General features: G+C 32.0%; 26 protein-coding genes. 6 read left to right on the plus strand and 20 right to left on the minus strand.

Annotated features, from left to right (window positions below; translation table 11 throughout):
• The first annotated feature begins 25 nt into the window (after positions 1-25).
• A complete protein-coding gene (locus ACUUYC_RS15110) occupies positions 26-262 on the plus strand; it encodes a hypothetical protein (protein ID WP_474267113.1) in 237 nt (78 codons plus the stop codon).
• Positions 263-377: 115 nt separating this feature from the next.
• Here ACUUYC_RS15110 and ACUUYC_RS15115 read toward each other — a convergent pair whose 3' ends face one another.
• The 12 genes from ACUUYC_RS15115 to ACUUYC_RS15170 form a co-directional block, all read right to left on the minus strand.
• Positions 378-2,009: an ArnT family glycosyltransferase gene (locus ACUUYC_RS15115; protein WP_474267115.1), complete on the minus strand. Its 1,632-nt coding sequence runs from the start codon at positions 2,007-2,009 to the stop codon at positions 378-380.
• A complete protein-coding gene (locus tag ACUUYC_RS15120) occupies positions 2,006-2,626 on the minus strand; it encodes a lipid-A-disaccharide synthase N-terminal domain-containing protein (RefSeq protein ID WP_474267117.1) in 621 nt (206 codons plus the stop codon). The genes ACUUYC_RS15115 and ACUUYC_RS15120 overlap by 4 nt, the downstream gene beginning before the upstream one ends.
• Positions 2,623-3,336, minus strand: a complete 714-nt coding sequence (locus ACUUYC_RS15125; RefSeq protein ID WP_474267120.1) for a glycosyltransferase family 2 protein — start codon at positions 3,334-3,336, stop codon at positions 2,623-2,625. Before ACUUYC_RS15125 ends, ACUUYC_RS15120 begins: the two co-directional genes overlap by 4 nt.
• Before the next feature lie 156 nt (positions 3,337-3,492).
• Positions 3,493-3,966, minus strand: a complete 474-nt coding sequence (locus ACUUYC_RS15130; protein ID WP_474267122.1) for a DUF6428 family protein — start codon at positions 3,964-3,966, stop codon at positions 3,493-3,495.
• A 19-nt stretch (positions 3,967-3,985) separates the two neighbouring features.
• A complete protein-coding gene (locus ACUUYC_RS15135) occupies positions 3,986-4,312 on the minus strand; it encodes an ArsR/SmtB family transcription factor (RefSeq protein WP_474267124.1) in 327 nt (108 codons plus the stop codon).
• An 855-nt stretch (positions 4,313-5,167) separates the two neighbouring features.
• Complete coding sequence (locus ACUUYC_RS15140; RefSeq protein WP_474267126.1) at positions 5,168-6,352, minus strand: THUMP-like domain-containing protein; 1,185 nt, start codon at positions 6,350-6,352, stop codon at positions 5,168-5,170.
• A 3-nt stretch (positions 6,353-6,355) separates the two neighbouring features.
• A complete protein-coding gene (locus ACUUYC_RS15145) occupies positions 6,356-7,447 on the minus strand; it encodes an AI-2E family transporter (RefSeq protein ID WP_474267128.1) in 1,092 nt (363 codons plus the stop codon).
• Positions 7,448-7,483: 36 nt separating this feature from the next.
• Positions 7,484-7,996, minus strand: a complete 513-nt coding sequence (locus ACUUYC_RS15150; RefSeq protein WP_474267130.1) for a TrmH family RNA methyltransferase — start codon at positions 7,994-7,996, stop codon at positions 7,484-7,486.
• Positions 7,997-8,005: 9 nt separating this feature from the next.
• Positions 8,006-8,278 carry a hypothetical protein gene (locus ACUUYC_RS15155; RefSeq protein WP_474267132.1) on the minus strand — a complete coding sequence of 91 codons (273 nt, stop codon included), beginning with the start codon at positions 8,276-8,278 and terminating at the stop codon, positions 8,006-8,008.
• Between the two features lie 16 nt (positions 8,279-8,294).
• Positions 8,295-8,636, minus strand: a complete 342-nt coding sequence (locus tag ACUUYC_RS15160; protein WP_474267134.1) for a cyclic-phosphate processing receiver domain-containing protein — start codon at positions 8,634-8,636, stop codon at positions 8,295-8,297.
• A gap of 5 nt (positions 8,637-8,641) precedes the next feature.
• Complete coding sequence (locus ACUUYC_RS15165) at positions 8,642-8,980, minus strand: bL33 family ribosomal protein (protein WP_474267136.1); 339 nt, start codon at positions 8,978-8,980, stop codon at positions 8,642-8,644.
• 24 nt (positions 8,981-9,004) lie between these two features.
• Positions 9,005-9,646, minus strand: coding sequence for a DUF4159 domain-containing protein (locus ACUUYC_RS15170; protein ID WP_474267138.1), 642 nt, complete (start codon positions 9,644-9,646; stop codon positions 9,005-9,007).
• 202 nt (positions 9,647-9,848) lie between these two features.
• Here ACUUYC_RS15170 and ACUUYC_RS15175 point away from each other — a divergent pair, with 202 nt between their 5' ends.
• Positions 9,849-10,592, plus strand: a complete 744-nt coding sequence (locus tag ACUUYC_RS15175) for a DUF1223 domain-containing protein (RefSeq protein WP_474267140.1) — start codon at positions 9,849-9,851, stop codon at positions 10,590-10,592.
• A 185-nt stretch (positions 10,593-10,777) separates the two neighbouring features.
• On the opposite strand, the gene ACUUYC_RS15180 is transcribed toward ACUUYC_RS15175, so the two are convergent.
• The 3 genes from ACUUYC_RS15180 to tsaD all read right to left on the minus strand — a co-directional run bounded on the left by ACUUYC_RS15180 (position 10,778) and on the right by tsaD (position 13,252).
• Positions 10,778-11,482 carry a 16S rRNA (uracil(1498)-N(3))-methyltransferase gene (locus ACUUYC_RS15180; protein ID WP_474267142.1) on the minus strand — a complete coding sequence of 235 codons (705 nt, stop codon included), beginning with the start codon at positions 11,480-11,482 and terminating at the stop codon, positions 10,778-10,780.
• A 166-nt stretch (positions 11,483-11,648) separates the two neighbouring features.
• Positions 11,649-11,981 carry a TfoX/Sxy family protein gene (locus ACUUYC_RS15185; protein ID WP_474267144.1) on the minus strand — a complete coding sequence of 111 codons (333 nt, stop codon included), beginning with the start codon at positions 11,979-11,981 and terminating at the stop codon, positions 11,649-11,651.
• 248 nt (positions 11,982-12,229) lie between these two features.
• Positions 12,230-13,252, minus strand: coding sequence for a tRNA (adenosine(37)-N6)-threonylcarbamoyltransferase complex transferase subunit TsaD (gene tsaD, locus ACUUYC_RS15190; protein ID WP_474267146.1), 1,023 nt, complete (start codon positions 13,250-13,252; stop codon positions 12,230-12,232).
• 179 nt (positions 13,253-13,431) lie between these two features.
• Here tsaD and ACUUYC_RS15195 point away from each other — a divergent pair, with 179 nt between their 5' ends.
• The 4 genes from ACUUYC_RS15195 (at position 13,432) to ACUUYC_RS15210 (ending at position 21,142) form a co-directional block, all read left to right on the plus strand.
• Entirely contained in the window at positions 13,432-17,913 is a 4,482-nt protein-coding gene (locus ACUUYC_RS15195) for a translocation/assembly module TamB domain-containing protein (RefSeq protein ID WP_474267148.1), read from the plus strand.
• 228 nt (positions 17,914-18,141) lie between these two features.
• Positions 18,142-19,128 (plus strand): 6-phosphofructokinase, encoded by a 987-nt coding sequence (gene pfkA, locus ACUUYC_RS15200; protein ID WP_474267150.1) that lies wholly within the window; start codon positions 18,142-18,144, stop codon positions 19,126-19,128.
• A 30-nt stretch (positions 19,129-19,158) separates the two neighbouring features.
• Positions 19,159-20,154 carry a type I glyceraldehyde-3-phosphate dehydrogenase gene (gap, locus tag ACUUYC_RS15205; protein WP_474267152.1) on the plus strand — a complete coding sequence of 332 codons (996 nt, stop codon included), beginning with the start codon at positions 19,159-19,161 and terminating at the stop codon, positions 20,152-20,154.
• A 118-nt stretch (positions 20,155-20,272) separates the two neighbouring features.
• Positions 20,273-21,142 (plus strand): N-acetylglucosamine kinase, encoded by an 870-nt coding sequence (locus ACUUYC_RS15210; protein ID WP_474267154.1) that lies wholly within the window; start codon positions 20,273-20,275, stop codon positions 21,140-21,142.
• Between the two features lie 128 nt (positions 21,143-21,270).
• Here the strand turns inward: ACUUYC_RS15210 and ACUUYC_RS15215 are convergent, their stop codons facing one another.
• The 5 genes from ACUUYC_RS15215 to ACUUYC_RS15235 all read right to left on the minus strand — a co-directional run bounded on the left by ACUUYC_RS15215 (position 21,271) and on the right by ACUUYC_RS15235 (position 25,330).
• Complete coding sequence (locus ACUUYC_RS15215) at positions 21,271-22,308, minus strand: GMP reductase (protein ID WP_474267156.1); 1,038 nt, start codon at positions 22,306-22,308, stop codon at positions 21,271-21,273.
• A 116-nt stretch (positions 22,309-22,424) separates the two neighbouring features.
• Entirely contained in the window at positions 22,425-23,120 is a 696-nt protein-coding gene (locus tag ACUUYC_RS15220; RefSeq protein WP_474267158.1) for an RluA family pseudouridine synthase, read from the minus strand.
• A 185-nt stretch (positions 23,121-23,305) separates the two neighbouring features.
• Complete coding sequence (gene panB / locus ACUUYC_RS15225; protein WP_474267160.1) at positions 23,306-24,124, minus strand: 3-methyl-2-oxobutanoate hydroxymethyltransferase; 819 nt, start codon at positions 24,122-24,124, stop codon at positions 23,306-23,308.
• 390 nt (positions 24,125-24,514) lie between these two features.
• Entirely contained in the window at positions 24,515-24,814 is a 300-nt protein-coding gene (locus ACUUYC_RS15230; protein WP_474267162.1) for a YciI family protein, read from the minus strand.
• 24 nt (positions 24,815-24,838) lie between these two features.
• Complete coding sequence (locus ACUUYC_RS15235) at positions 24,839-25,330, minus strand: GyrI-like domain-containing protein (RefSeq protein WP_474267164.1); 492 nt, start codon at positions 25,328-25,330, stop codon at positions 24,839-24,841.
• Positions 25,331-25,332: the final 2 nt, after the last annotated feature.

Genomic DNA, 25,332 nt, shown 5'->3' on the forward strand with positions numbered 1-25,332 from the left:
TATTAATTTTTTTAAATCTACCATAATGAAAAAGAAAAATTTAAACAATTTAAGTCTTAACAAGAAATTAGTGTCAAACTTGAGTGAGACACTTAGTGTAACGGGAGGAAGCGGTAACATGCTATGTGTAACTAACGGATGTCCAACAAATACATTAATTGCTGCATGCTCTAATCATATGTGTGATTCAAGATTAGGTGGATGTGTAACATATTATTGCGGATCTGGCTCTGGATCTGGTGGTTTACCAGTTCCAATGTAGGAAAAAGATAATTAAATTATTTTTTAAAATGGACCTTCTGACTATAACAGTTTGAGGGTTTGTTTTTGATATATAAAAACCTATTGAAGCTAAAACTTTCAGTCTTTTCAATCCTTTAATTTCTTTCAACCAAATACATTTCTGTGCGTAAACGATCTTTATAACCGCCTTGAGAACTGTCAATAGGATTCAAATCGAAGGTTTCTTGATAGGTAACTTTATAATTTGGAAATGCTTTTTCTACCCCTTTTTTTCCATCAATCATCACCAATACTTTAAATGAATCTTCTTTTGGAACCTCTAAAGCATGACTATGCACTAACGGAATCATTCCTCCATAATCCCACACCAATTCAGGCGATTGAATATTGAACATATACACAGGAATTTTTTCTGCTGTCGCTTTGCGCGATATGTCTTGTAACGAATTATACTTTGGATTGTCTAAGAAAGCATTTGCCAACGGAAAACCAAGTACAATGGTTGTCATCAAGAATAAAATGATGAGGTAAAACGTTTTTTGAATTTCTTTTTGATATAAATATTTCAAAATATAAAACCCAATCGGAACTAAGGCTACTGAAGTAATGCCAAATCGTGTATAAAAACCGTCTAATCGATCTTTTAATAAAATATAACCAACGATAGGGAAAACTAAACTAATCAAGCCTACCAGTCCAAAATTTAAGTATAATGGAACTGTTTCAAGTTTTTTCATACGTGTTTTAAACGATCTGAATGCATATTCAATAAAAAAGCTTGTTGTATATGCTAACGGAATTAAAACAGGTAATAAGTAGCGTGATTTCTTTTCCGGAATCACAGACAATAAAATGACTGCAAAAAGTGTCCAAAATAAGCTGAATTTATAGGCTTTTAAATTCTCAACTCTCGATTTTAAATACGGATACAATAAACTCACAAACGCAACAACTGTCCAAATGCCAGATTGTACAAAGAAACTCCAATAATAATAAAATGGACGCACGTTTCTATCTTGCCAAGCGGTCGTTTCTTTTTCAGCAATAGCTTTTGCAGTATCGCCATCAAACATATTTACATAATATGGCCACCAAGATGATAAAAGTATAGTAACAACGAGTAAACCCAGTAATGGCAACCATTTTTTCTTAAAACCTTCATATTTGTACACAACACTGTACGCAATAATAAAAGGTAAAAATAATGCAAAATGTGAAACAGGACCTTTACTCATAAAAGACAATCCTATGAAAAGTCCGGCTAATAAAGAATTTCTCCAGATGTTTTCGATGGATGAGAAGAATTGAAAAATATAGTAAATTCCAACAATCATAAAACCATGTGCAAAAATATCCCACGTTCCGTTTCGTCCTGCAAAAATGATATAAAACGAAGTTGCAAGTATCAAACTATTGATAAATGCCTGTTTTTTATTTTGAATGAAATAAACACCAAAACGATATGAAAATAGCACTAAAACAAAGGTGATAATTGCTGAAGGAATTCGTAATGCCATCAAACTTTTAAATCCGAAAAGCATTCCTGAAATTGCAGCTAACCAAGTAGGTAAAGGCGGTTTTTCATAACGCGGTTCACCATTCATAGTAGTCAATAACCAATTGCCATCTGAAACCATTTCACGCGCGGTAATAAAGTTTCGGGCTTCCATAATATTTGGATACAACACATCTAGGTTTACAAAAAATATTGCAAAGCAAACAATGATTAAAATCCAAATGTAATTTTTTTCTTGTATAAAATTCATGGTTGATTTCTTAACAACATTATATTTCTCACATAGGTAACAATTCCGAAAACGTGTCCTGCAATTAAAATTGGATCAATTCTAAAAATTGCATAAATAAATATCAAACTTGAACCGAGCAAACTTAACATCCAAAAACCAAACGGTAAACTAGATTCTTTGTTCTTTTCGGAGTAAATCCATTGGTATACAAAGCGTAAGGTAAAGATAATTTGTGCAACGATACCTAAAATTAATAACCAATCAGGAATGGCTTCATTGTTTAATAAATTGTCAATATCTTGTTTGTTATTGTTAAATCCAATTGTGATAATAATGGCAGGAAACATTAAAATAAAGAAACGAATGAATCGATGCATCTTTTTCCATTCGCCTTGCAACTCCATATTTCTTATGTAGATAAAATATGTTAAAACTTGTCCAAGCATAATGGAGAAATCTTCACGTAAATACCCGTAAATGAACATGATAAAGGAAGCAATTAAGCTTAACTTCCAAAAAAGAGAAGGTGTTAATACTTTTTTATTCTTTTCAGAAACAATCCATTGTAGCAAAGTTCTTCCTGAAAATAACAATTGCGCAAGTGCGCCAACACCATAAATAAACCAAGTCATCATCCTTTCTTGGCAATAGAATAATTGATGTACTTTTTCTTCATCCAAACATAGGCAAAGCAATCCATTAATGGACCCAACAAACGGTTCCATAAACCGTATTTAGCTTCTCCAGCAATTCTAGGGAAATGTTGCACAGGAATTTGTTTCACTTTTCCATCTTGTAATAAAATCATGGCAGGAAGGAAACGGTGCAATCCTTTAAACATTGGAATGCGTTTTGCAAAATCAGTTTTAATGATTTTCAATGGACAACCTGTATCGTCCATGCCATCTTTAGTAAATGATCTACGAATTCCGTTGGCAATCTTTGAAGACATATTTTTTACAAACGAATCTTTTCGGTTGGCACGAACGCCAGTTACCAAATCGTTTTCTCCAATATGTTCTAACAATAAATCAAAGTCAGCAGGCGCAGTTTGCAAATCGGAATCAATATAGCCAACTAAGCTAGTTTGCGTTTCATCAAAACCTGCTTTTATAGCAGCGCTCAAACCACGATTTTCTTTGAAACTAATAAAATTGAAGATGTCACTATCAGTACAGATTTTTTCAATCATTTCCTGACTTTTATCTTTAGAGCCATCATTTACAAACAAAACTTTTACGAGAATCTTAGCGGCTTTTGAATAGTCAGCCAACTCTTTTTCAACTCGTTCTAAATTATCTTCCTCATTATATACAGGAACAACGATGGTTAGTTCTTTCTCCATTTACGAATACTTTGTTTCTAAAAATAGCTTAAAAATATCCGCCAAAGTTATAGTTTTTTTATAATATCGACGATATGAATCTAATTTAATCCTGAATTATGCATTAGGAATGTATTATATAATTTCTAATGCATAATCTAGGATCATAACTATTTCTTAGCAACAACCTGATTCTGGCGTGCAACCACCATTCATTTGTGCTTGTAATTCTGAGAGTTTCATTTTTGGTTTTCCTGCTGGAATTTCACATTTATCTTTTGCCAAACAGTCTGTAAACTTTGTTGTTAATAAGAAATGTCCGTTGTCAAAATCTAATCCATACTTACCAATAGTTTCTGCTTGGTATTCTACTTCAACTTCTAAATCTTCAATACCTAATGTATTTTCAGAAAGTGTAATGATATTCATCAACTTCTTTGGTTCTAATCTATGATCAACATCATCAGCAGACCATAATTGAAAATTCACGACTTTCTCATTGCGGATTTTTCCACCACAATCAATAAAGTTTTTAGTAATCATACCAACTTCTGTTACATGAAAATGACGTTCTACCTTTTGAGAATTAGGTAAAACAAAATCTAATTGTTCTATATTTTGCAAATGTGCTTTTACTTCTGATAATTTCATAATATTTTTTTTAGTGTAATTAACATTTTTTTGTTGTGAATAGGGAAGTAGTGATCATTTTTAAATGCTGTATAACTTCTTCCCATTTTTTTGGATTAATGCAATAGCAAATATTCTTTCCAGAGATTTGTCCTTGAATCAATCCAACACGTTTCAATTCAGACAAATGCCTAGAAATTGTCGGTTGTGCTAACGGAAGTTCTGCGACCAAATCATTGCAAATGCATGATGGACTATTTGCTAAAAATTCCATAATGGACAAGCGTGCAGGATGACCTAATACTTTTAAAATGTCAGCCATCTGAATAATATCTTCTGAAAATCCAATTGTTTTTGTTATTCCCATATTGCAATATTACAATATGTTTTTTAATTAGATGTTATTTTTGAAGATTTAATTTTAAAAAAGTTTGGAAAAAGGGTATAAAAAAAAGGAAGGCCCTACCATAAACCTTCCTTTTATAAGAGTTGTATTTGCATACAACAATAGTGAAAATTTGTTACCAAACTTTCATTTGCTGTTTTTCTGAATATTCATTTGTAGTTTTCGGCTTAAAAAAATTACAAACGTATGTGTTAGAATGATTGAGTGTTATGTGCAATAAATAAATTAAAGATCCTCATTCTGAATTCAGTCGAACAAATCTATAGATAAGATTAGATAATTTATTGAATTTTGAATTTACATTCTATAAACTCCACATATAATCGTTTAAAGCTACTAATTGTAGGATTTTTTCTATATAAAAAAATAGATATTTTTTATGATAGTAAAAGACTAGAAGTACTTATTTGAAATAAATAGCATAAAAAAAGCCGTGCAAAACTACAAGCACGGCTACATTTATCGTTATTTACTAGTTATCTAAAAACCAATACCCAAATTTATAGGTTTGATATGCTTAAAAGGTATTTATGTTGTGAAGAATATGTTGAATCGTTAAAGTGTATCTTTTATTCGATATGAAACATTAATTCGATGAAAAATCTTAATAGTGAATAGTTTTTTGAAATTCACATAACCCTATAAAAGAAGTAAGGGGAACTTAATTAAAAGTTCCCCAAAGTATAGTGGATTCCCCTAAATCCCTAAAACTGTATTGCATGGTTCAAATGTAGGCAGAAGTCTTAAGTATGAGATAAGGTGTGTGATTATAAATGCTACGGTAAAACCGTAAAAACGATTTTCTTGAAGTATTTCTTATGCTTTTTTGCAATGAATAACCGCTTTTTTTCCAGTAAATACGGTGGTTAAGAACAAAAAGTCGGTTCCGCCGTCGGCAAGTGTTAATTTTTTGCGAATTGTTGCAACTGATTCTGGAAAGTTTCGAGTTGTGATATTTGCCTTCTTCAAATTTAGCTCTTTTTTGATAATCTTTTTTGTGTATGGCAATACTTTTTCTACCGTAAAACATCTTCCTGGAAAGGAAACCAATGTATTAGATGTATATAAATGTGAATGTTGATGCAGTTTTTGAAGTTTAAAAGTAGTTGCAATACTCAAAAATCCACCAGCTTTTAAAATCGCAGCATTTGGTTCGTACAAGTATTTTTTTGGAAGTGCAAAATCTACGGTTTGTTCTTTTTCTTCAGATAACTGAAAATCGAATGTTTCTGTTGCTTCCTTTTTGAGATTTACGGTTTTAATACAAACGTCCTCAGTAATTGTATTTTTATCTAACAACCATAATAACTCCTTCACTTCGTTATGTACAGCAACCACATGAACTTCTTTTACATGTTGTAACGAGCGCAAACCATTGGTGATATCGAGCAGCGGAGATGTTTTAATAAGGATGTTGTCAGTATATTTAAATAATGTTTCTTGATGCGTAACAACGTCAGGCAAACAATCTTCTAATAAAAAAACTTTTCCTTTTACATCATTTCTACGAGAAGGATCAATATATATCCAATCGTAGGTTTGTTGTGCATTTTGTACATATGCAATTCCATCTTCATTGATAGTTTTTATATTTGGAACTTGAAGCGCTTTGCAATTATGTGTCACGATTTCGGATAACTTTTGCGAAATTTCACAATGCGTTACTTCTTTAAATTGTTTTGAAAAGGCATAACAATCTACACCAAAACCGCCTGTTAGATCAATGATTTTAGTTCCTTGCATCAAACTAGCTTTGTAATTTGCTGTTTGTTCAGAGGAAGTTTGTTCAATGTTTAATTTGTTTGGATAATAGATATTTTCGGAAGTAAACCAAGTTGGTAACTTTTTTTGACATCGTGCTTTCGCTTCAATTTGCTCAATAATTTCAGAAAATGGAATCCCTTCAACTGTTTTGTATTTCAACAAAAGTTTTGTCAAATCATCATGAAGATGTTCGTTGATGAATTGTTGAATTTCAGAAGATAATAATGCAGGATTCAAGATTTATAGATCTTTTGTGAGCGATTTTACAATTTTATTATCGGATAAAAACTCCTTCAAAATTACTTTAATCGCAGTATATGAAGGCACGGCAACAACCATTCCTAAGATTCCAAACAGAATTCCCCAAATGATAATAACCAAGAAGATTTCTAGCGGATGCGATTTTACAGAACTTGAAAATATTAGTGGTTGACTCAAGAAATTATCGATCAATTGTCCGATAAGGAAGAAAATCATCACACCAATAGTGTTTGGTAAAATTACGGTACTAAAATCAGCTTCTAAATTACTTGTCATACATAATAACAACATCAAAACTCCACTAAATAAAGGTCCGATATATGGAATTAAGTTTAACAAAGCACATAAAAAAGCAATTACAATAGCGTTATTTATTCCAAAAATTAAAAGTGCGATTGTGTAAATAACAAATAGAATTAGAATCTGAAAAACCAATCCTACAAAATATCTTGAGAGTAAATCTTTAATCTTTTCAAATGATTTGCTCAATCTTGATTCTTTACTATCTGGCACAAAAACCATCACGCCATCTTCTAGTAATTGGCTGTCTTTTAGTAAAAAGAACGAAATAAATAATACAGATAATAAACCAATACTAAAGTTTCCTAAACCACTGACGAGCGAATTAAAAAAGTTTGGAATAATGGTGTAATCAAAACTTGAAAATATTTTTGACTCATCTAATGATCGTTCAAAATCTATATTTTTAGCCGCTAAGTATTCTGAGATTTGTGCGTATAAACTTTGTACATTTTCTTGTAATTTGTCAATATCTACCAACGATAAGTTATGTCCTTGTTCAGCAATTAGTGGAATAAACATTGAAATTAATCCAACTAATAATCCAATCATAAGTGCCATTGTAAAAACGACGGCCAATGTGTTTTTGAATTTTAAACGTTTTTTTAAGAAACGAATAATTGGTCGTCCAATTAGCGAAATTACGGCAGCAATAGCAATATATACAATCACTGACTGAATTTTATCGAGAAAATGGTAGAGTAACCAAAGTGCAAAAATAACTCCCGCAGCTTTTAAAATTCCGTTTGCAATTGTATTTGATGAAGTCATAAAAATTGGTTTGTAGATAAAAATAATACAATAAAATTAGTTCGCAACATGTTGACGCGTTATTTCATAAAGAACAATATTTGTAGCTTGTACAACATTCATACTACTATTTTGTCCAAACATTTCTATATGAGTTATAATGTCTGATTCATATAAAGTTTCTGGATTTACACCAAAATTTTCATCGCCAATAACCAATGCTATTTTTTCAAACTTAGAAAAATCAATAGTATGAATAGATTGGCTTTCTTCTGTAATCTCTAACGAAATAATAGTATATCCTTCTTTTTGTAATTTTGAAACAACTTGATGAATATCTGGAATTATCTCAAAAGGCATAACTTTTTCAGTTGCACGCGATGTTTTCGTCATCTTTCGTCCAAAAACAGGAATTTCATCACCACAAAAAATAATTTTTTCCACACCAAAAGCATCACAAATACGAAACAATGAACCAATATTTGGCGCATTTGATACTTGATCAGAAACCAAGGTAATTGGAAATGTTCGTTTGTTAAAATTGGTGGTATAATGTGTGAGTTGTGACATGAAAGGTATTTACTTAATTGTTAGTGCCTTTTCTAAAGCATTAAAAATAATTCCCGAAGCAATATTCTTTTTTGTTGAAGGAATAGTTTCCGTTTTTCCGGGATAGATAGCATTTTCCCAGCCATTTTCAGATTCAACATACTCATGTGGAAAATATTGAATGACTTTAATAATATCATCTATACTGTCAAATTCTTTTTTAGCAATATAGTATACTTTTTTTAGAAATTCTTGCTCGTCTTTGCTAACTGCTTTCTTATCATAAATAAACTCTAAAATCATATATAAATATTGCTTATTAAGTATTCGATTTTAAATGTTTGATGTAATTGTTCAATAAACCTTCAATTTGTTTCGTTGCCACAGGATTTGCAGAATGGACATAAAAGTCTAGTTGTGTTAAATCTAACCCAGAAGTGTATACCAACCATTTTGCAGCTGCATAACCATCTTCTGCAACTTCTCCATCTGCATTTAATCCTAAATCATTATCAAAACTAATATATTTTGGAAGTCCATTTGTTTCAATATACGTTACAAATTTTTCATACGTACGTACAATCACAAAGTTATAATCATCAGGATTCCTATAAACCATTTCTGGTACGCGAATATCATCTAAAAAAAGGTTGTAACTCATAAAATTTAATCTAGCATCAATTTATTAAATTTAGTAGCTCTTCTTTTTTGATCAAACCAAAAAAATCCTGGAATACCAAAAGTTACTGCGCCACTAATAAAACCTATATTCCAAACAATAACTGTAAGTATAGCAGCAATAAGGAAAGCAATCCATACAACTGTCATATCCATTTCTCCGTAAAGTCTATTGATATGTTTCTTGGTATGTTTTCCACAATGTTTGCAGCGTTCATTGAATTCTTCACCGATTTCGTCCTTCAAATCATAGCGATTATCAGATTTCACTTTGATATAATTTATCTTTCCACAAGAAGTTGAAGCACAATAATAACTAAGTTTCATAACTAAATCTTTAAGAAGTTTTAATTAATGTTTAAAAGCATAGTTCACAATATTTGCGCCCATCTGCAAGGCTTTCAAGCGAACTTCATCAGAGTCATTGTGAATTTCTTTGTTTTCCCAACCATCACCTAAATCACTTTCAAACGTGAATAATAAAACCAATCTATTTTCATGAAACATACCTAATGCTTGCGGACGCAAACCATCGTGTTCATGAATTTTTGGTAATCCTTTCGGGAATGAATATGGTTGCTTAAAAATTGGATGTGTCGCGGGAATTTCTCTTAATTCTTGATTTGGAAATACTTTTTTCAGTTCCTTTCTAATATATTGATTCATTCCATAATTATCATCAATATGTAAAAAACCGCCAGAAGTTAAATACTTACGTAAATTTTCAGCATCTTCTTCTGAGAACAAAACATTTCCATGTCCTGTCATATGTAAAAACGGATATTGAAATATGTCAGTACTTCCAACTTCTACAGTTTTTGGTTTTGCTTTAATAGCAGTATTTATATTCTGATTACAAAACTTAATCAAATTTGGAATCGCAGTGGGATTAGAATACCAGTCGCCGCCGCCGCCATATTTCAAAATGCCAATTTCTTGTGAATATGTAAGCGAAATGCTCAATAAAAATAAAAGTAACGTAAGCTTCTTCATGTAAAATCGTCTTATATCAAATAGTCTTTAAAATGATTGATAAAAAATTGAATTATAGTTGCTTTAGATGAAATAGAAAATATAAGCATAGCCTTAGCTACGGTTCTGTTTTATATTAAAATATAAAGTAAATAAAAACGATTTTAAACGCTCATTTTAAAGTTTATTTGGTATTATATATTGCAAGTTAAACTTTAAGATCATGAAACGAAAATATTTAATAACACTTTCACTTTTTGCCGTATTCTTTTTTGCCTCTTTTGTAGATAATGAGGATAAAAAACAGGAATCTGTGGTTGTATTGGAGCTATTTACATCCCAAGGTTGTTCAAGCTGTCCGAGTGCAGATGTATTATTAGACAAGGTTGGAAATGAATATAAAGCTGACAATGTATTTACGTTATCGTATCATGTTGATTATTGGGATTATATCGGTTGGAAAGATCCGTTTAGTCAAAAGAAATTTACAGAAAAACAACGTTCATACGCACGAAAATTTAATGACAATAGAATATATACACCAGCAGTTGTTGTCAATGGGAAAGAGCATTTTGTAGGTTCAAACCGTTCAAAAATGTATGCGAAGATTAAAGAATATAAAAAGAAGTCTTCTAAATATGGTATTTCGCTTAGCGCGAAAAAACAAGTTGAGAATTCGGTTCAGTTCAATTATACAATTGAAGGTGATATATCAAATACAAAGGCAAGAGTTGTTTTAGCTATTCAAGAACGTACAACGGAAGTGAAACGTGGTGAAAATGCTAGAAGAACCTTGAAAAATAACAATATTGTTGTCGCAGAGAACTATCTGACGGAAGTCAAAAAAACAGGAAACTATACATTTCACATTCCTGAAATTGTAACTAAGAATGATAAATTAACGGTTTTATTAATTCTTGAAAACGAACGAAAAGATATTTTGAGTGCACAAAAGTTGACTCTTTAATATTGCTTTGCTCTTGGTATTTAGGTAGATATAGATACGTATTGTTTTAGAAACTAGCGTCAAGCTGAACTTGATTCAGCTTCACATAACAGTAAGGAAATATTTTATGAGATTCTGAGTCAAGCTCAGAATGACGTACTATTGTATAAGTCCATAATAATTCTCAAATTATCAAGTAAGTATCATTACTGATTCAAAAAAGCAACACTATGACACGCTACAATTGCAGCAGTTTCGGTACGTAAACGTGTGTCACCTAAGGTAACAGGAATATAATTATTTGCTAAAGCAAGCTCAATTTCTTTCGGAGAAAAATCACCTTCTGGACCAATCAAAATGGTAACATCTTTTTTTAATTGCAATGCTTGTTTTAACGATTGCTTTTTGTCTTCTTCACAATGCGCAATAAACAATTGTTCGTCTCTATGTGTTGAGATAAAGTTTGAAAACGAAATTGCAGATTTCAATTTAGGAAAATAAGCACTTAATGATTGTTTTGTTGCAGATTGAATAATCTTTTCAAAACGTTCTGCTTTAACCACTTTTCGTTCCGATCGATCACAAATAATCGGTGTAATCGTATCAATTCCGATTTCGGTAGCTTTCTCTAAAAACCATTCATATCTGTCGTTCATTTTTGTCGGAGCTACTGCTAAATGTACTCGATATTTAGTACGTTCTTGAAATTCGTATGATTGTATTTCAATCATGCAATTTTTTTGATCCGCAATGGTAATTTGAGCAGAAAAAATATATCCTTTTCCGTTGGTGATATGTAGAATATCATCTTCTTTTTTACGTAACACACGCACAATATGTTTGCTTTCTTCTTTAGAAAACGTGTAGTTTTTGGTTTCGGGTGTTAATTCTGGTGTGTAAAAAAGTTGCATTTTCGAAAATTATCAATTGTGAATGCTAAATTATGAATTATAAATATTGAATGTTAAATAAATAGGATACTTTTTAAGAGCCAAGAGCCAAGAGCCAAGAGCCAAGAGCCAAGAGCCAAGAGCCAAGAGCCAAGAGCCAAGAGCCAAGAGCCAAGAGCCAAGAGCCTTATTGCTTCAATTTATACTTCGCATGTTCCAAACCGAGTTCAATCCATAATAACAATTGATGTTCGGTTTCACAACCTTCAGGCGAAACATAAATAAACTCTTTCATTGGTTTCTTTGTAAAATCCATCGGACGCACAAAATTTTTTGCTAAGTTTTCTTCCATCTTTTCAGATACAACACGAACCATTAAATCTTCTTTCACAATACCAATGGTCATTTTTCCTTCATACAAAAAACAAATACCACCAAACATTTTCTTCTCTGTAAAAGACTCAGAAAAAAAAGTAAACTGTTCTCTAATTCTGTTTGCTAAACGTTCGTTAAATGCCATGTTTTTATTGAGATTTTAAATGCTAAATGTTGAATTCAAAATAAACTATTCGTCTCTTCGAGTGACGAATCTACGATTCGTTGTATCGAGAAGTATTAGTTTCTTAAACCATATAATAAAAATACAAATCCGTTTTTAAAGTAGTTCTCGATACAATTTTCTATCGAAAATCACTCGAACCGACGTTTCTATACTTTCTAGAAACTAGTAATTAAAAACTCTCAATACTCAATACTAACTTCTCAAAACTATATTTTAATCCTAGAATTCGCCGTCACAGCTTCATCAGTGAAATCTTCTTGTAAATATTTCAAGTAGCCAACGATTCCAATCATTCCGGCATTATCAGTTGTATATTCAAATTTTGGAATATGTGTTTTCCAACCAAATTTATGTTCTCCATCTTTTAATGCTTTTCGAATGGCAGAATTCGCGGAAACGCCACCACCAATTGCAATGGTTTTAATTCCAGTTTGTTTGACAGCTTTCTTTAGTTTATCTAAAATAATATTCACAATTGTATATTGAATAGACGCACAAACATCAACTAAGTTCTCTTCAATAAAATTTGGATTCTCTTTCGTTTGTCTTTGAATAAAATATAAAATAGCTGTTTTCAATCCTGAAAAGCTAAAATTTAATCCTTGTACTTTAGGTTTAGGGAATGGAAACGCTTTTGGATTTCCTTGTGTTGCCAGCTTATCAATTTTTGGTCCAGCAGGATATTTCAATCCTAATATTTTTCCACTTTTATCATAGGCTTCTCCAACAGCATCATCAATCGTTTCACCAATAACTTCCATATCAAAATGATTACGGACAACCACAATTTGTGTATGTCCACCAGAAATGGTCATTGCTAAAAAAGGAAACGTTGGAATTTCTTGTGAATCATCTTCAATAAAGTGCGCTAAAATGTGCGCTTGCATATGATTTACTTCAATCAATGGAATATCCAAACCAAGTGCTAACGACTTTGCAAAAGAAGTTCCAACTAACAAAGAACCCATTAATCCAGGTCCGCGCGTAAAAGCTATGGCAGTTAGCTGTTTTTTATCGATATTTGCATTAGCTAATGCTTGATGTACGACAGGAACAATGTTTTGTTGATGTGCACGCGAAGCTAATTCAGGAACTACACCTCCGTATGCTTCATGAATTTTCTGATTTGCAACAACATTTGATAAAACTTTTGCGTTCTTCAATACCGCGGCAGATGTATCATCACACGATGATTCAATAGCTAAAATATATACATCTTTTGTGCTCATAAATTTTGAAAGGCATGAAAATTGATAATAAGTTCACAAAGATATGCTAAACATCGTGTTTTTTATTATTTTTTTATGAATTTGCACTGTCTAACGAGATATAACATTTAATCCTTTACATCATCAAAAGAGCCTGGAAAATAATCAAACGTATTCTATTAGCAATTCTGCTAATTTTTATGTTTTTATTACTTTTCTTTTCGATTCCAGCTGTGCAGACTGCCATTGGACGAAAAGTGACGAAAAGCTTGAATGATCATTACAAGACAAATATTAATATAGATCGTATTGGATTGAAATGGAATGGTGATATTTCTTTGAAGGATATTTACATTGAAGATTACCTAAAAGATACCTTGATTCATGTGCAAACACTTGAAGCTTCTATTTTAAGTGTAAAAAATGCAATTAATAGTAAATTAGAGTTTGGCGGTGTAAATATTGATGGTTTAACATTAAATATAAACACAGAAAAAGATTCTATTGATACGACTTTAGATGTTTTTATTGCCAAACTAGATTCTGAACCTTCTGATGGAACTCCTTCTAATTTCTTATTGACGACTTCCAAATTAAAACTTACGAATAGTAAATTTAGATACAAAGATCAAAACCATCAAAGTACAAATATCCTTGATTTTCAAGAGCTTTCAGGAATTGTTCATGATTTCAAAGTACAAGGTCCAAATGTGTACGGAAATGTAAAGGGTTTAACATTTTTAGATCATCGTGGATTGCGTGTGGATAAAATGAACTCTAAGTTTCAGTATACGTTGACACAAATGCGTTTTGAAGATTTAGTAATCAAAACAAAAGGTTCGGAACTCAACGGATTTGTTATTTTTGATTATGATCGAAAAGATTTTGCAAACTTTTTAGACAAAGTGAAAGTTACTGCAAGTTTTAATGATTCTAAGCTAGATTTCAACGAACTGAATCACTTCTATGATGAATTTGGAAACAAAAAAGGAACGTTTTCTACAGATATAACAGGTGTTTTAAATGATTTTACAACGAAAAATTTCAAATTCAATTCACCAAGTACAGTCATCAATGGAGATGTTCGTTATCAAAACCTATTTACGTCACAACGACCTTTTTATATGAAAGGAGACTTTGATCGATTGTCTTCAAATTATTATCAATTACGAACTTTATTACCAAATATACTTGGACGAACCTTGCCATCATCATTTCAAAAGTTTGGACAATTCAATATACGTGGTACAACAGAAATTACGGAAGAATCGATAGATGCTAACTTAATTATAGATACAGAAATCGGTGGTTCAGTATCTGATTTAAAATTAACACAAATTGATGATATTGATAATGCTTCCTATGTTGGGAATATTACGTTAGAAGATTTTGATTTAGGAGTTTTTATTGATGATCCAACGATTGGGAAAATAACATTAGACGCAAATGTTGATGGAAAAGGATTTACACAAGAAAAACTAAATACTGAAATTGTTGGACGTATTTTTAAGCTAGAATATAATGAGTATGAATATCAAAACCTGAATGTTTCTGGAGTTTTAAAAGATCAATTATTTGATGGGAATTTAGTTTCAAACGATCCAAATGCAAAATTCAACTTTCAAGGATTGGCAGATTTATCAGGTGCTGAAAATGAATTTCGTTTCAAAGCATCCATAGACTTTTTAGATTTACACAAACTAAATTTTGTGACAAGAGACAAAACGTCGATTCTAAAAGGAGATGTTGTATTGGATGTTGTTGGAAACAATATTGATAATATGGCTGGTGATATTTTCTTCAAGAAAATTGCATATACCAATCAGAATGCAACCTATGCTTTTCAGAATTTTAATGTGAATTCTGAGTTTGACAAAGACATTCGGAAAATCACGGTCGATTCACCCGATATCATTCAAGGAACGCTTACAGGACGTTTTCATTTTGATGAAGTTATTGACTTGGTGCAAAACTCTGTCGGAAGTATTTACGCCAATTACAGACCTATAAAAGTGCTTCCGAATCAGTATTTAACGTTCAATTTTAAAATTTATAATAAAATTGTAGATGTATTTCTTCCAGATGTAGAGTTATCAAAAAACACATCGCTTCGTGGAAGTATTAGTGGTGATGAAAACAAATTTAAACTGACTTTCAAAACGCCACAAATAGTTGCTTACGGAAACAAAGTTGATAATGTAGAGTTGCAAATAGATAATAAAAATCCAGTATTCAATACATATCTTGAAATTGCAGGAATCACTACAAAATGGTATGACGCAAGTGAATTCAATCTAATTAATAAAACCATCAACGATACATTATTCTTTAGAACAGAATTTAAAGGTGGAAAAGGATTTGATGATATTTACAACCTGAGTTTCTATCATACAATTGATAATACTAACAAATCGGTTGTCGGACTCAAAAGATCTGATGTTTCATTTAGAGGAAATAAATGGTTTGTAAACAATGAAAACAATCGTCAAAACAGATTCATCTTTAATAAAACGCTGGATTCTATTTTCATTGAAAAAATTGTCATGAATCATGAAAATGAAGAAATTGACTTAGAAGGACAGTTATTTGGGAAGAATGATAAAAGCATTCGATTGCAGTTTATTGATGTCGGATTAGAAAAAATTACACCTTCTATTGATAGTATTCGCTTAGGCGGAAAAGTCAATGGGAAACTTGATATTAAGCAAATAAATGGTGGTTATGTGCCAAAATCTAAACTTGATATTGCAAGTTTAGAAGTGAATGATAAACTATTAGGAGATTTAAATATTGACATCACAGGTGACGAAAGTCTTGAAAAATTTGATGTCAACGCAAAATTGGTTAACGAAACGATTGAATCGTTAGTGGCTGTTGGAAACATTAACATGTCTGGAAAAGTCAATACGATTGATGTAGATGCAAAAATTGACAAATTTGACATTTCTCCATTTAGCCCATTAGGCGAAGACGTTATAACGGAGATTCGAGGATTAATTTCGGGTGATGCTAAAGTGGTTGGAAATCTTAACAATCCAGCAATCAATGGAGAACTCAGTATTTTGGCTGGCGGATTGTACATTCCATATCTCAATGTAGATTTAGATTTGGCAAACAGTTCTATTGTAAAATTATACAATCAAACATTTGAATTTGATGATGTAACCATTCTCGATACACAAGATTATACTAAAGGACAACTCAACGGAACCATTTCGCATACATCATTTGGCGATTGGATTCTTGGTTTAAACATTAATACAGATCGTTTATTAGTTTTAAATACAGACTTGGATGAAGATGAAGAAGCCTTATACTATGGAACAGGTTATATCAGTGGAGAAGCTTGGATAGAAGGTCCGACAGACGAACTTTTAATCCGTGTAGAAGGAAAGACGGAAAAAGGAACGTCGTTAAAAATCCCTATTAGTGATGTGGCTTCCATTGGTGATGCATCATTTATAAAATTTGTATCCAAAGAAGAATTCTACGATCCAAAAAGTCAAGCAGAAAATGCTTTAGATGATTTCAAAGGATTGGAATTAGAATTTGATTTAGATGTTACACCAGATGCCGAAGTTGAAATTGTAGTTGACAAAAGTACAGGAAGTACCATAAAAGGAAGTGGAGTAGGAAGTTTACTAATGGAAATCAATACCAATGGTAAATTCAATATGTGGGGAGATTTTATCACATACAAAGGTGAATACAACTTTAAATATCGTGGAATCATCAATAAAAAATTCACGGTAAAACCAGAAGGAACCATTACTTGGGAAGGCGATCCATTCAAAGCGCAATTAAATGTAGAAGCGGTTTACAATCTAGAAGCAAATCCTGATGTATTATTAGACAGTCCTACATTTAACAAAAAAATCCCTGTAGAAGTTGGCATTCGATTGACAGGAGATTTAATGAAGCCAGATCCGTTATTCAATATTACGTTTCCAACAACGCGTGGTGTTGCACAGTCTGAGTTGACAGACTTTTTATTAAATGATGACGACAAACGAAGATTACAAGCATTATCCTTATTATCGCAAGGTCGTTTTGTAAATGATGTAAACATCAATCAAAATGTACTCACAGGAAACTTAATAGAAACAGCAACAGGAATCATTAATGATGCACTTTCTGGAGATGGAGATGGTAAATTCAATGTTGGTGTAAATTACAGTCAAGCTGATCGTTCCTTAAATTTAGAAACGGCGGATCAATTAGGTTTAACTGTTTCAAGCCGAATTAGTGATAAAATTACTTTTAATGGACAAATAGGAGTTCCAGTTGGCGGTGTTACACAAACGGCAATAGTTGGAGATGCAGAAATAGAAATCTCATTAAATGAAGATCGTACGCTGACAGCAAAAATATTCAATCGTCAAAATCAAATTCAATATGTTGGAGAAATTCAAGGATTTACACAAGGAATTGGATTATCATACCAAGTAGATTTTGATACCTTAAAAGAATTGGTCGACAAAGTTTTTAAGGGGAAAAAGAAAATGGCAGAAGAAAAGAGGAAAAAAGATGAGGAAGAAGCCAAAGCTGGAAATGGAGTCGTAGAATTTGTGAATAAAAACGAACCCAAAAAAGACGCCAAAAAAACTACAGACAAAAAGAAAACTGAAAAAAAAGAAGATTCTAAAAAATCAGAAGCTAAGAAGACTGAAAAAGATCAGTAAAAAACAGCATCTTTTTATTCAAGAAAGTAAAATTAAAACTCTCCAAAAAATCAATTTTCACTTTCAGAAAAGTTTGATAAAACTGAAAAAAGTAGCGATTAAAACGTTAAAATTCTGAGAACTTATTAACGAAAACGTTTGAAATTTTCGAACACTATAAAATTAGTCTCAAGCGTACTATAAAATCAAAATAAGTTTACTAGCTTTACTATTCAAATTAAAAATTGCATGCAAAGTAACATCAAAAAAATAGGCGTAATGACCTCTGGAGGAGATGCTCCAGGAATGAACGCAGCCATCAGAGCTGTAGCAAGAGCATGTTCATATTACAATGTAAAATGTGTAGGATATTATAGAGGTTATCAAGGAATGATTGAAGCCGATAGTGTAGAACTTACTGCACGTAGTGTGAAAAATATTGTGAGCAAAGGTGGAACGATTTTAAAATCGGCACGTTCACTAGAATTCAAAACCAAAGAAGGACGAAAAAAAGCATATGATAACCTTAAAGAAGAAGGTGTTGAAGCAATGGTACTTATTGGTGGAGACGGAACATTTACTGGAGGAATGATTTTTAGTAAAGAATATGACATTCCTGTAATTGGAGTTCCTGGTACAATTGATAATGACATCTTCGGAACAAAATTTACAATTGGTTATGATACAGCATTAAATACAGTTGTAGAAGCCATTGATAAAATTCGTGATACAGCAAGTTCACACAACCGATTATTCTTTGTGGAAGTAATGGGACGTGATGCTGGATTTATTGCTTTAAACGCTGGAGTTGGAGCAGGAGCAGAGGAAATCTTAATTCCTGAAGAAGACTTAGGATTGGACAGATTATTAGAATCATTACAAAGAAGTCGCAGAAGCGGAAAATCGTCAAGTATTGTAGTGGTTTCTGAAGGAGATAAAATAGGTAAAAATGTATTTGAATTAGCAGAATATGTTACCGAAAACTTACCAGATTATGAAGCACGTGTATCTGTATTAGGACACATGCAACGTGGAGGAAAACCAACATGTTTTGATCGTGTATTGGCAAGTAGACTTGGTGTAAAAGCTGTAGAATTAATTTTAGATGGACAAACCAATGTAATGGTTGGTTTATCAGATAACAAAGTAGTCGTAACAAGTATTGAAAAAGCTGTAAAAGGCGAGCATAACATAAATAAAGAATTATTGAGAATATCTGATATACTATCAGTGTAAAGTAAGAATAGAAAGAAAAAAGAGAATAAAATGACAAGATTAGGAATTAACGGATTTGGAAGAATTGGAAGAATAGTATTTAGAGCAACAATAAAGCGTGACAATGTAGATGTAGTTGCTATTAATGATTTATTAGATGTAAATCATTTAGCGTATTTATTAGAGTACGATTCTGTTCATGGAAGATTTGATGGAAAGATTGAAGTAAAAGATGGAAACCTTGTTGTTGATGGAAAAACAATTCGTGTTACAGCGGAAAGAGATCCAAAAAACTTAAAATGGGATGAAGCTGGAGTTGATGTAGTTGCAGAATGTACTGGAATTTTCACAACATTAGAAACTGCTGATTATCATATTCAAGCTGGAGCTAAAAAAGTTGTAATCTCTGCACCTTCTAAAGATGCACCAATGTTTGTAATGGGCGTAAATCATAAAGATGTAAAAGCTTCTGACAATATTGTTTCAAACGCTTCTTGTACAACAAATTGTTTAGCGCCTATGGCAAAAGTATTAGATGATAACTTCGTTATTGAAGAAGCATTAATGACAACAATTCACGCAGCAACTTCTACACAATACACTGTAGATTCTCCATCGAAAAAGAACTATAGATTAGGTCGTTCTGCAATGAACAATATCATTCCAACAAGTACAGGAGCTGCAAAAGCAGTTGGAAAAGTAATCCCTAAACTAAACGGAAAAATTACAGGAATGGCTTTCCGTGTACCAACAGTTGATGTTTCTGTAGTTGACTTAACAGTTCGTTTAGAAAAAGAAACGTCATACGAAGAAATCAAAAAGGCATTCAAAGATGCATCTGAAGGAGAATTAAAAGGAATTCTTGGTTATACTGAAGAAGCAGTTGTTTCTCAAGATTTTGTAAGTGATGATCGTACAAGTATCTTTGATGCAGGTGCTGGAATTGAATTAAATTCAAAATTCTTCAAAATCGTATCTTGGTATGATAATGAATTTGGATACTCAAACAAATTAGTTGATTTAGCATTATACGTTCACAACTTATAATATAAAATGTCAATAAAGCGCAACCGAATAGTATCGATTGCGCTTTATTCGATTTATAAATAATACTTCTTTAAAAAAACATTTTCTGTAAACAGGAAATTTATTTTATATTCATCCTATGATTTTAGTAGTAGACAGTGGTTCCACAAAGTGCGATTGGATTGCAGTGGACAAAGATGGAAATCAATTATTAGATAAGCTTCGTACAAAAGGGTTAAACCCTGCGATATTGGCAGAGAAAAAGCTAAAGAAAACCATCAAAAAAAGCAAAGAACTTTCAGCACATCGTCATACGGTAACACATATATTTTTCTATGGAGCCGGTTGCGGAACGGAAAATCCACGCTTATTACTAAAAGGAGTATTAGAAAACTTTTTCCCAAATGCACAAGCTTCTGTAAACGAAGATACCTTAGCTGCGGTTTATGCAACTGTAAATAATGCTTCTGAAGCTGCGGTTGTATGTATACAAGGAACAGGATCTAACTGTAGTTATTATGATGGTGAAAAACTACATCAACGTGTAAATTCTTTAGGCTATAGCCTAATGGATGACGCTAGTGGAAACTACTATGGAAAACAATTAATCCGAGATTATTACTTCAATAAAATGCCAAGTTCAATTCGCGTTGCATTTGAAGAAAAGTACAATCTTGAAAGTGATTACATCAAATACAACTTGTATAAACAACCCAATCCGAATGCATATTTGGCAAACTTTGCAGAATTCATGTTTTTAAACAAAGATTCAGAATACATTGTAAACCTTATCAAAAAAGGCTTCCGCGAATTTGCTGAAAACATGATTATGCAATACAAAGAAGAACTAAAAACGGTTCCTGTTCATTTTGCGGGTTCTATTGCGTTTTTCTCAGAAAATGAAATCAAAGAGGTTGCAAAAGAATTTGGTTTTACAGTTGGTAATATTGTTAGAAGACCAATAGAAGGTTTAGTGGCATTTCATACAAATGCTTTAAAAAATAGTTAAAAAGTTATTTTAGTTTATTGATTTGAAAGGAATATCTAGAACCGAAAAAAAAGTCAATAAAACTATAAAAACAAAAGGCTAAATGTAAAAGTATTTTTACTCAATACTCAATACTCAATACTCAATATCTAAGAATACACTCTATTCTCTTGCTCCGATACACGAATAAAAGTAGTACGTTTGGTTAACTCTTTCAGTCTTGGTGCGCCAACATATGTACAGGTACTTCGAATACCTCCTAAAATATCTTGAATCGTATCAGAAACGTGACCTTTCAAAGGAATTTCAACCGCTTTGCCTTCGGAAGCTCTATATTCTGCAACGCCACCAACATGTTTTTCCATTGCCATTTTAGAACTCATTCCATAGAATTGTTTGAATTTTTCTCCATTACGTTCTATCAATTCACCACCACTTTCGTAATGTCCTGAAAGCATTCCGCCAAGCATTACAAAATCTGCACCAGCACCAAAAGCTTTTGCCAAATCTCCAGGAATGGAACAACCACCGTCAGAAATAATTTGTCCGCCTAAACCATGTGCAGCATCAGCACATTCTATAATTGCAGAAAGTTGTGGATAACCAACGCCAGTTTTTACACGTGTAGTACAAACCGAACCTGGACCAATTCCAACCTTTACAATGTCAGCGCCCGAAAGAATTAATTCTTCTACCATTTCGCCTGTAACCACATTTCCAGCAATAATAACTTTACTAGGAAATTGAGCGCGTGCATTTTTTACAAAATCTACAAAATGTTGTGAATATCCATTAGCTACATCAATACAAATAAATTTGAGTTGCGGATGTATAGTGAAAATTGCTCTTAATTTATCATTGTCTTTTTGACTAGTTCCAGTACTAACAGCAATATATGGAATATAACTTTCAGGAATAGACGCTATAAAAGTACTCCATTCGTCAATACTATAATGTTTATGAATAGCTGTAAATAATTGTTTGGAAGCCAACACTTTTGCCATTTCAAATGTTCCTACAGTATCCATGTTTGCTGCCATAATAGGAATTCCTGTCCATTCATAAGCGCTATGTAGAAACTTAAAGGTACGTTGTAATGAAACTTGTGAACGACTTTTTAAAGTAGAACGTTTTGGTCGAATCATAACATCTTTGAAGCCTAACTTTATATCACTTTCAATGCGCATATTTGGTTGTATTTGGTTGTTATTAAAAGTAAAAATTAATCTTGAAAAAAGGGAACTTGCCAATATTCTTTTTCAGAAAGTTTATCAACAATGTTTGATAAGAAATTAGTGAAGGATTAAGTGCATGCGTTCCAAACTGGATCTTTAGGTAAAGGCGCAATAATTTCTAATGATTCTTTCTTTACAGGATGTGTAAACACAAGTTTTCGCGCATGTAGATGTATACTTGCATCTTTATTAGAACGATCAAATCCATACTTTAAATCGCCTTTAATAGCACAACCAATTGTTGCCAATTGCGCTCTAATTTGATGATGTCTTCCCGTATGTAAAGCAATTTCTAATAATATATATCGATCTAGTCGTTTCTTTACTTCGTAGTCTAAGATTGCTTTTTTGCTTCCCGCAATTTCTTTTGCAAATGCGGTCGATTTATTATTCTTTGGATTCTTGCGCAGCCAATGTGTTAAGGTGTCGTGTGTTTTTGGCGGTTCATTTTTAACAATTGCCCAATACGTTTTCTTTGCTTTTTTTTCTGCAAACAATAAATTTAATCGAGGTAAAGCTTTCGAAGTTCTTGCAAAGACGATAATGCCAGTTGTTGGTCTATCTAAGCGATGTACAACGCCTAAAAATACATTCCCAGGTTTGTTATACTTTTCAGCTATATATTCCTTTACAACATCACTAAGTGGTTTGTCACCTGTTTTATCACCTTGTACAATATCACCTGCACGCTTATTGACAATAATCATATGATTGTCTTCAAAAAGTACTTGGAGATTGTTTTTGTTTGAAATTATTTTAGACATTTTTTAGACTACTTAGATTTTAAGTATTTCTCGATACAATTTTTTTAAAAAATCACTCGAAATGATGATTGGGAATTTAAAAAACATAAATTCCTCAATACTCAATACTCAATACTCAATACTCAATACTCAATACTCAATACTCAATACTCAATACTCAATACTCAATACTCAATACTCAATACTTAGTACTGTTCTTTCTCGTTAGGAAAATCAACAGATTTTACATCAGCAGCATATTGTTTAAAAGCATTTGTCATTTCTTCATACATATTCAAATAACGACGTAAAAAACGCGGATTGAATTCGTGTGTCATTCCCAACATATCATGTGTTACTAATACTTGTCCATCAACACCATTTCCGGCACCAATTCCAATTACAGGAATCGTAAGACTTTCGGCAACTTCTTTTGCTAATGTAGCAGGAACTTTTTCTAAAACAAGCCCAAAACATCCAGCTTTTTCAAGCATTTTAGCATCTTCTTTTAACTTTTCAGCTTCAGCTTCTTCTTTCGCACGAACTGTATACGTTCCAAATTTATAAATAGATTGTGGCGTTAAACCTAAATGTCCCATAACAGGAATTCCAGCATTTAAAATACGCTTAACAGATTCTTTAATCTCTTTTCCACCTTCAACCTTTACGGCATGTCCGCCAGATTCTTTCATAATTCGAATCGCTGAACGTAATGCTTCTTTAGGATCTGATTGGTAACTTCCAAAAGGCAAATCGACAACAACCAAAGCTCTATCTATAGCTCTAATTACGGAAGATGCATGATAAATCATTTGATCCAATGTAATAGGAAGTGTAGTTTCGTGCCCTGCCATTACATTACTTGCAGAATCGCCAACAAGAATAACATCAATTCCAGCACCATCTACAATTTTTGCCATGGTATAATCATATGCAGTCAACATGGAAATTTTTTCTCCATTGTTCTTCATGTCTACTAATGATTTTACGGTCACTCTTTTGTACTGCTTTTTTGCTACTGACATATATAAATTTTTGTAAGGCTATAAAAATAATATAAAAAACCTAGTGTTAGCAGATGATGAGAGAAATAATTTAAAAACGGAATAAAAGTAATAGGCACATTTTGAATGTAGAAACATTGATAATTACAGTTTGTCCGTAATTAGAAGGGCGTTTTTTTTATAAAATTTACATGAATATAAAGTATCTTTATTTAGTATTTAATCATAAAAATTAAACAGTTTACACATGTTGAATTAATATGATTTTGTATAACAAGTTTACTTGTTACTAGCATATTATTGGCTTTGTACACAGCTTTGCTTTTAATATTCTATGAAAACAATGTAATACAAGTTAGTTTAGTTAATCCTAGGAATCTTACGGTGCGATTAGTAAGATTTCTAGGGTTTTTATTTAACAATACTTTCTTTTAAAAAAGCAAATGCTTCCGATGTTTTACTAGGGATAAATTCAGTTACTTCATAAGTTGCTAAATCATGTATTTTAAAAGGGTCTTTTTCTAAGACATTCATCAAACTTTGTTTATCTTTTATTGTAGATAAAATAATTCCACCAGTTCTAGGAACTTTTCTGCCAGAAGCTTGAAAATTTCCCAATTCGTATTGTTGATCCAAATAATGAATGTGAGCATCTAAGTGCTGATTCACAATTTTTAACGGAACTTTATAGGTAATTGAAATGATGTACATAAAATGTAGTAAAAGATAATTTATTTAATTCTTTTCTTTAATCGGAATCCAAACTTCTTCTTCAGAATCTTTACTCGCTCTTTTATAGCGTTCGCCTAAAACTTCAAAATGTGGTCTATTATCTAAAGTGTACATAGAATTTGGTAACCATGTTCCAAAAATATAGTTTGCGAATTGCGCAAAATCTTCAGGTAAACCTTTATAGATAAAGACCGCATACAATCCAGATTCGATTGTCAACGTTTCCATTTCATCAGGAATCAATTCAACATCAGTCACTTCTGTCATTGCTAATTTTGTAAACGTTGCTTGCGGATTGAAATTTCTAAAATATGATAAATCATCATACACTTGAATTGAATACAAATCTGTGCCAATTGCATTTTTGATACTTTTTCGGTTTTGCATAAAACTTTTCCAAAGTATTGGAGTTGTATTTTGTATTAAAGACATGCGTGCTGATTTCCCGACGAGTTTTTTCTGCGGAAGCGTTTGTATTGTTGGTTCGTTTTTCATGA

The sequence above is a fragment of the Kordia sp. E genome (assembly GCF_056033805.1).